This is a genomic window from Soehngenia sp. (assembly GCF_055108775.1).
Genome location: NZ_JBSQIL010000017.1, coordinates 21,096 through 28,020 on the forward strand (window position 1 = coordinate 21,096; position 6,925 = coordinate 28,020).

Genomic DNA, 6,925 nt, shown 5'->3' on the forward strand with positions numbered 1-6,925 from the left:
ATATATAAAACAAGTAGAATTAATATTGGAGATGATTTTATGAAAACTCATCTAAGAAATGGCTCAACGTTAGTATTAGTTATCTTAGTATTTGCAGTTTTGATGATATTTGCTTCTTTTACATTGAATTTCATGGTGAATGAAAATAAACAAGCTATTTATCACGAAAATGCAACTAAAGCAGAGTATATAGCTATGAACGGGGCTGATGTTGTTGAAGCTGCTTTGTTAAGCCATCTAAGAACATTGTTTGGACCAAAAGGAACTGGCGTAAAGGATGTAAATGAATATCTAGATTCTTTAAAAGAAAACAAACAAGAAGTTATATTTTCACCTGAAATAGAAGGCTTAGATAAAGTTGAAATATCTTTGGCTAAAATCAATGGGATGGATGTCTTGGCTATAGATTCATATGCAAACTACAATGGAGTTAATAAAAACGTAAGAAAAATAGTATGGAGCGAGTTCGTAAAATCAACAGATGATAAAATCTATTATAATGGGCTTCCTCTTATAGCCAAAAACGAAGCTTTCAGAGTCACAAATAAGAATGAATATGTTGATTTAACAATAAATAATGATGATAAAAAAGGGAAATATGATATATATGCTCAAAAAATGGGGGATAGCTCAGTATTCCCTTTGTATGACTTTAATAATGCTCCTCAACCTACATGGAGTGGGGCTATGCAAACTGAAACAATCAAAATTAGTGGAACTATAGATGAGAACAAATTTTACAATGGGAATGTTTTGGTAAATGGACCATTAACTGTAAAAGAAGGAGTTAGTATATCGGTTAGAGGTAATTTAATAATAAATGCTAATATAATAAAATCATCAAACACTGGGAATGATATAAATTTTTACGTATATAATGAAGGAAATCAAGAATTAGCCCTTAAAATTGAACCACCTCAAGCTGGAGAAGTAAATGCAAACTTTTATGTTAAAAGTGGGAAAACAGAGATAATCCTTAAAAAAGCTACATTGGTAGGAGATATCGTATCTAATGATTCTTTTAAGGGAAATATCGTTAATGGCTATCCAAATCAAAATGACTACAATGTCAAAATTACAGCAGACGACAGTAGCAAGAAAATAGATTTTGATGGATCCATTTATGCTCCAAATGCTTATATAATTATTGGTGGGTCGATAGAACCTAATGATAAGAATGTAATAAATCATAACGGGATTATTGTTGGCAGTTATATAGAAATCAATGGCAAAAATGAAAAAAAAGACTATGACTATTTAGATCAGATTTATGAAAATAGTATGAAAGGGATAGAACTTCCAGTCGGTAATCCTACAGAGTTTAATATTCTTAACTTTAAAAGCTATTATATTGATTATTAGGAGTGGTAAATTTGAAAAAGAAAGGTTTTACACTTATTGAATTGATAATATCGATAGCTATTTTAGGGCTGATTTCAGTGACATTCTTATCTATATTTAATATGGGATTGATTAATATTTCTAAAGCTGGGAACAGGACTGCTGCTGTAAAAGAAGCTGAAAAAAATATTTCTACTCCTACTGAAATTAATGATTTTGATATTACAGTTAAACTACCAGATAAAGCAGATGGAATCGTTGTTACAGTCAAAGGCAGAGTATATGAGTCTAAAGTAAACATATTAAATTCTGACGATTTTGTTGATGTTATCAGATATATACCTATAAAGTGAGGTTATATTATGAAAAGGAATGTAAAAGGTATCACTTTAATCGAAGTTGTTTTAACTGTAGCTATTTTTAGTATCGTTATAGCTTCTATTTATGCTGTGTTTTTTGCTGGACAAAATTCTTTCGCAACGAGCACAAACAAGGGACTTGCACAGGAAAGTGTTAGACTTGCAGAAATTTTTTTAACTGATGAATTAAAAAATGCAACATCACTAATTACAGAAACCGAATTTGAGGAAGGGATCGTCAATAGAACAATATATGGCATAAAATATGAAAATGGATATCTTTTGCTTTCGGAGTATAAATATGATGCAGAAAAAAACAGTTATGATAGTTCAATAGTACGCAAGTTAAAAGGTGATTGGAATAAGCTTACAATAAGTAGCTTGATAAATGGAAATTTAGATGTTTCCATTGAACAGAAAGAAAAGTTATATAATAGGGAATCAACCTACCCATTAGAATTTTCTATAAAGTTAATTAATGATAACAATTTAAGAAATGATGAAGTTTGGGATTTGACTAGTGGAGATGAGATTTATTTCATTAAATCAAACAATACTCAATTTGGACAAATTAAACTTATTGAAGATACTGGAAGTGGAGGATCTACAGGTACTGGAGGAGGAACTACAACATATTCAAGTATTGTAATTACGAATATACAAATAGTTGAAGATAAGAATAACGGAAAAACTTTATATAATGAGCCTAATCCAACATTTTCAAACAATATGTTGAATATATATATTGGGCAAGGGGAAAAGAAAGTAAATATAACATTAACTTTAGATAAGAAATATAATGATTTAAATATATCTTTAGGAAATTCACCAATAAGTATAGGTGATAATGAAACAACTGTTAATTTAAATAATGTTGAACTAAATAACAAAGCAACTATTACAATCAGTATAGGCTACAAAGCAAACAATACAGAAAATTATACTAAAACAATAAGAATTATAGCTGACGATAAGCCAAAAAATTAGATATTTAACCGTCGAGTAACAAAATTAAAAAACAACTTGAGTCTTCACAAATCACCATAAATGTGCTATTATACAATAATTGCACATTTATTTTTTTAAGGAGACTAATATGAAGGCACTAAAAGATAAATATTTTTTAAAAACTATGTTAACAATAGCAATACCTGTTGCTATACAAAACTTGATATCATCATCTTTAAATATGGTGGATACCTTAATGATTACGAATCTTGGCAGTGCTAGTATAGCAGGGGTAGGATTAGCAAATCAGGTTTTCTTTTTATATATTTTGCTTACTTTTGGGATAAATAGTGGAGGTGCTATATTTATAGCACAATATTGGGGCAAAGAAGATATAAAGAATGTAAATAAAAGCATTGGATTTGCAATAATGACCTCATTTATATTAGGGTTAATTTTTACTTTAGTAGCACTTATTTTACCAAGACAAGTTTTGTCTATTTTTACTGATGATTTAGATGTAATCAATGCTGGGGTAAGTTATTTGAGGATAGTTTCTTTGTCATATATAATGACTGCAATTAGTTTTAGCTATTCGATAGCATTGCGAACAACTGGTAAACCGAATGTTCCACTTGTAGTTTCTATAATATCACTTAGTACTAACACAATATTAAATTACATTTTGATTTTTGGGAAATTGGGAACTCCAGCGTTAGGTTTAAAAGGCGCAGCAATTGCAACAGTTATTGCTAGAACCTTAGAATTTGGGTTACTTCTTTATGCAGTCTATAAAGGGAACAGTTTCTTGAATGCAAAACCTAGCGAGCTATTTGGCTGGGAAAAAGAATTCATAAAAAAATATGTAAAAATAACTTATCCAGTCATATTAACAGAAGGATTTTGGGCTTTGGGGCAAGTCATGTATACAATAGCATATGCCAGTTTAGGCAAAACTGCTATGGCTAGCATTCAACTAACAAATACTATACAGAATATGTTTTTTGTAGTCGTTAAGGGATTAGCAAGTGCTTGTAGTATAATGGTAGGTGCTAAAATTGGCTCAGAAGAGTTTGATAAAGCTTATGATTATGCAATAAGCTTTATCGTATTATCAAGCATATCTGGAATAATTTTAGGTTTAACTTTATCATTATCATCAGATTTAATTTTGAAGCTGTTTAGAAATTTAGAGCCAGATGTATACAACACAGCAAAGTCAATTTTAATTTTCATGGGGCTGACATTCGTGATTAGGGTATATAACAACATTTCAATTGTGGGAGTCCTTAGGTCAGGAGGAAATACTAAAGTTGCTATGAAAATAGATTTATCATCTGTTTGGCTGATTGGTGTACCATTGGCATTTATTGGATCGATGATATTTGAAATGCCAGTTGAATATTTATTTTTGCTTATCACGACTGAGGAATTAGTTAAAGCTATTTTGGGTTTTCCTATTATAAAATCTAAAAAATGGATACAAAATATAACATAAAGTGAGCTTAAGCTTACTTTTTTTCTTATGTAGATTTTGAAACAGTTAACAAACTTTTATGATAAAATATTAATAAAATAGTGTTATGGAGGGCAAGAATGGAATTTGGGGAAAAATACAAAGGAGAAGTAATAGATATAAATTCACAAGGACTAGGAGTAGTCAAAACGAACAATCAAGTTGTTTTTATTGAAGACTGCATTATTGGGGATATAGTTGAATTTGAAGTTATTGAGAAAAAGAAAAATTATTTTTTGGGAAGACTAATAGAGATTTTGAATTATTCAAATTTAAGAGAAAAGTACGAGTTCGATACTAGTAAATTAGGAGGGGGAGTACCATTAATAAATTTAAAATACGATGAACAACTAAAATGGAAAGAAAGAAAATTAAAGACAGATCTCTACAAGACATGTAAGTGTGAGTTTGAAGTAGATAATATAGTAGGCATGGTCAATCCTTTTAGATATAGAAATAATACTCAATTTTTTGTTGGAGCAAATAATGGTAAGACAATTATAGGTTATGTAAAAAGAAAATCTAATGATATTATTCCATTAGAAGAAGATATTCTTCAAAAGGAGATTGGTGATAAAATCATTGAATCAATAAAAGAATGGATGAATAAATATAATATTGAAGCATTTGATAGGAAAAATAACAAAGGCTACATAAAAAACATTGGAATAAGAACGAATCAGAATTCTCAAGCAATGGTAATTTTGGTAACACACACTCGAGAATTGCCACATAAAAATGAATTAATTCATAAATTGATAAGAGATACTGGTAGTGTAGTGAGTATTTATCAAAACATCAACAAAGATAGTCAAACTAAATATGGTAAAGAATTTATTCGAATATTTGGAGATGAGTTTCTAGTAGACTATATTGGGGATATAAAATTTAATATTTCTCCGGAATCTTTCTTTCAAACCAATTCCTATCAAACTGAGAAATTATATGAAATAGTAAAAAAATATTTAAATCCACAAAAACAAGATATTGTGTTTGATCTATATTCTGGTATTGGAAGTATAGCGTTATTTATTGCAAAAGAAGTCAACAAAGTTATAGGTATAGAATATGTAAAATCAGCTGTAAAAGATGCTAAAAGAAATGCTGTGCTAAATAATATTGAGAATGCATATTTTTATCATGGGAAAGTAGAAAATTTACTATCTGAAATATCTAAGAAGGAAGGAATACCAAATAAAATAATTTTAGACCCTCCAAGATCAGGTGCAGATAAGAATACTATTTATGAAATAATAAGATTAAATCCTGAAGATATAGTTTATGTATCATGTAATAGCTCTACTCTAGCAAGGGATTTAAATATATTATTAAACAATGGATACAAAGTTAAGAAAATAAAGCCAGTCGATATGTTTCCTCACACTACTGAAATTGAGACAGTAGCACTTTTATCTAAGGTGAAATAATATAAATTATGCTTATAAAAAAAGTATTATTTATTATTTTAGCATTTGGACAATTTATATTATTTTAGAAAAGTACAAATAAAAATGATAATCTATAAAAGAACAGGAGGCTTTATATGATTAGAGTGGGAGTAATTGGATGCGGGAAAATTGCTCAAATAAGGCATATACCAGAATATCTAGATAATGATAAAGTTAAATTGGTAGGACTCTATGATAGAACTTTAGAAAGAGCAAAAGCATTAACAGACAAATATAATTTGATTCATTATATAGATTATCATGACATGCTTAATGATGATAATATTGATGCTGTAAGTATATGTGTATCAAATAACCTACATGCAGAGATTACAATTGAAGCTTTAAATCATGGTAAGCATGTTCTTTGCGAAAAACCCATGGCAACAAATCTAGAGGACTGTTTATTAATGCTTAAAACAGCAAAAGAAAACAATAAAAAGCTTTTAATTGCCCATAATCAGAGGTTGACTAAAGCGCATGTTTATGCAAAGAAATTAATAGAAGATCAAATATTAGGAGACTGTTTGACTTTTAGGACTACTTTTGGCCATTCTGGACCAGAAACATGGAGCATAAATCCAGGATTAAATACATGGTTTTTTAATAAAGATACTGCTTCAATGGGAGCTTTAGGGGATTTAGGAATTCATAAAACTGATTTAATAAATTATATATTAAATGATGAAATAATTGAAGTTAAAGCATCTTTAGAAACCTTGGATAAGAAATATGAATCAGGAGAGCCTGTCTTGGTAGATGACAATGCGATTTGTATATACAAGACAAGGAAAGGTGCAATTGGAACAATGTCAGCAAGCTGGACATTTTATGGTCCAGAAGATAACAGCACAGTAATCTACGGAACAAAAGGAATTATGAAAATATATGATGATGAAAGATATTCAATTAGAGTCTTTTTGAGAAATGGGGAAAAAATCAATTTTGATTTAGAAGGGATACAGACCAATGATAATCAGACAAAAAGTGGAGTAATAGATGAATTTGTAGATTGTTTGGAACACAATAAAGATTCAGTACTATCTGCAGAACATATAATTCCTTCGATGAAGGCGATTTTTGCAAGCTTAAATTCGGCTTTAACTGGCAAAACAATAAGAATAGATTAAAGATTAACTAAATGGTTGAGCGATTTAGAAAAAATTTTATTTAGATGGATTTATTATATCAAGCTAGTATTTATTATATATGAATAGGCGAATTGTATAATTAAATGAAACACAACTAAAAAAACAACGCTCATGAGAGCTTCTCTGTTATAATGTTATCAATGACAATAAACAGAAACGGAG

The 6,925-nt window shown here is 29.3% G+C and carries 6 protein-coding genes; all 6 read left to right on the top strand.

Going from position 1 to position 6,925, the window contains the following annotated elements:
- Window positions 1–39: 39 nt before the first annotated feature.
- The 6 genes from ACTB1H_RS03785 to ACTB1H_RS03810 all read left to right on the top strand — a co-directional run bounded on the left by ACTB1H_RS03785 (window position 40) and on the right by ACTB1H_RS03810 (window position 6,742).
- Window positions 40–1,362, top strand: coding sequence for a hypothetical protein (locus ACTB1H_RS03785; RefSeq protein ID WP_463261508.1), 1,323 nt, complete (start codon window positions 40–42; stop codon window positions 1,360–1,362).
- Window positions 1,363–1,373: 11 nt separating this feature from the next.
- Complete coding sequence (locus ACTB1H_RS03790; protein ID WP_463261509.1) at window positions 1,374–1,694, top strand: type II secretion system protein; 321 nt, start codon at window positions 1,374–1,376, stop codon at window positions 1,692–1,694.
- 9 nt (window positions 1,695–1,703) lie between these two features.
- Complete coding sequence (locus ACTB1H_RS03795; RefSeq protein ID WP_463261510.1) at window positions 1,704–2,687, top strand: PilW family protein; 984 nt, start codon at window positions 1,704–1,706, stop codon at window positions 2,685–2,687.
- Window positions 2,688–2,796: 109 nt separating this feature from the next.
- A complete protein-coding gene (locus tag ACTB1H_RS03800; RefSeq protein WP_463261511.1) occupies window positions 2,797–4,146 on the top strand; it encodes an MATE family efflux transporter in 1,350 nt (449 codons plus the stop codon).
- Between the two features lie 98 nt (window positions 4,147–4,244).
- Window positions 4,245–5,591, top strand: a complete 1,347-nt coding sequence (gene rlmD / locus ACTB1H_RS03805) for a 23S rRNA (uracil(1939)-C(5))-methyltransferase RlmD (RefSeq protein WP_463261512.1) — start codon at window positions 4,245–4,247, stop codon at window positions 5,589–5,591.
- A gap of 116 nt (window positions 5,592–5,707) precedes the next feature.
- Entirely contained in the window at window positions 5,708–6,742 is a 1,035-nt protein-coding gene (locus ACTB1H_RS03810) for a Gfo/Idh/MocA family protein (RefSeq protein WP_463261513.1), read from the top strand.
- Window positions 6,743–6,925 lie beyond the last annotated feature (183 nt).

Excerpts from the sequence above, each read along its gene's own strand:
- ACTB1H_RS03795 (WP_463261510.1), top strand. The coding sequence starts at position 1,704 with ATGAAAAGGAATGTAAAAGGTATCACTTTAATCGAAGTTGTTTTAACT.
- ACTB1H_RS03810 (WP_463261513.1), top strand. The coding sequence starts at position 5,708 with ATGATTAGAGTGGGAGTAATTGGATGCGGGAAAATTGCTCAAATAAGG.
- rlmD (WP_463261512.1), top strand. The coding sequence starts at position 4,245 with ATGGAATTTGGGGAAAAATACAAAGGAGAAGTAATAGATATAAATTCA.
- ACTB1H_RS03800 (WP_463261511.1), top strand. The coding sequence starts at position 2,797 with ATGAAGGCACTAAAAGATAAATATTTTTTAAAAACTATGTTAACAATA.
- ACTB1H_RS03785 (WP_463261508.1), top strand. The coding sequence starts at position 40 with ATGAAAACTCATCTAAGAAATGGCTCAACGTTAGTATTAGTTATCTTA.